General features: G+C 50.4%; 1 protein-coding gene. It reads left to right on the top strand.

Translation table 11 applies throughout. The features are described 5' to 3' along the window. The coding region (locus tag ACFRAK_RS28685; protein ID WP_394573145.1) for a lamin tail domain-containing protein at positions 1 to 1,451 on the top strand (1,451 nt) is incomplete at both ends.

Consider the following 1,451-nt stretch of genomic DNA (forward strand, 5'->3'; position numbering starts at 1 on the left):
TCCTGCAAGATTAGCAGAGGCTTCCCCTTCAACAGACCAGGTTGTTATTAGCCAGGTGTACGGAGGTGGGGGGAATAGCGGAGCCGAATACAAGAATGATTTTATCGAACTCTTCAATCCGACGAACCACCCGGTTGACCTGAGTGGCTGGAAGGTGCGTTATGCCAGTGCAGCAGGTACATTTAACCCAGAGAACGAAACACAGTTAACAGGAATCATGCAGCCTTATTCTTATTTTTTGATTGAGCAAGCCGGAGGGGCCAATGGATCTCCGCTGCCAACGAATGATCTGAAGAATTCGATTAATCTTAGCGCTACGAATGGAAAAGTAGATCTGATCAGCTCCACCGGTCAGCGTGTCGATCTCATTGGCTACGGCACTGCATCAGAGTATGTAAATAGTCCGACGGCAGCTTTGTCCAACGGCACGGCAGCGATTCGCAAAGAATTGACCACTGGTCAATCAGACCGTGGTCTTGATACGGATCATAATGCGCTCGATTTTATCGTTACGAAGCCGGATCCGCGTAACAGTGCAAGTCCAGCAACACCCGTAAATCCAGGTAGTGGCCTGGCACGAGTGACGGCAAATCCGGAGCCGAATGCGTGGCCGGCAGGCACAAAGATTAACCTAAGTACCGCTAGTGTGGGCGCTTCCGTCTATGCGGATGTGTATACATCCGGGGGAAACACGGGTTATGAGCTTGTAACAGGCCCGATCGTATTGCAGGAGCCAACGCGCATTGACGCTTACGCGGCCCAGGATGGAGTAGACGATGGCCCGGTGGCCTCGTTTAACTATGATCTGCTAGCCCCGGTTCCTGTTGCAGATGCTCGTCTCAAGCCTAAAGGCGAACATGTGTGGACGGAAGGTATCATTACGCATATCGAAAGCAGAGAAATCTATATCCAAGATGATAACGCCGGTATCGTACTGTATGACTATCCGCTGAGCGCCAAGATCGGCGACAAGGTCAGTGTAGCTGGCGTGATGGAAATTTATAACAATCTGGAAGAGATCAAACCTCATCCGTTACTACCGAGTCAAGTTGTGCAGGAGAATGCAGGTGTACCGCAGCCGCTCCGCATTGAAGGAGCCGACTTGAGCAGTGCTAATGGAGAAGAGTATGAAGCAAGGCTGGTTTATCTGGAAGATGTAACAATCAAATCCATGAACAAGCCGGGTGAATATACTGCGGTACAGAATGGGCAGGAATTCAGCATTTATTCCAGCTTGCCGAAGCTTGTGGTCGGCAACACTTTCAGCCGGATTACAGGGGTTATTAAGCAGTTCGGTAATGTATACCAGCTGATTCCGCTCAATAATGAAGCGATTGTGGAGGACATGTTCTCCGTCGTTGCCAGCCCTGGGAGCGGCCCGATTATATCTGGCGGCAAGGTAGAGTTGTCTAGTCCGACTCAAGGGGCAGATATCTATTACACGCTGGATG

The sequence above is a fragment of the Peribacillus sp. NPDC056705 genome, from assembly GCF_043656335.1.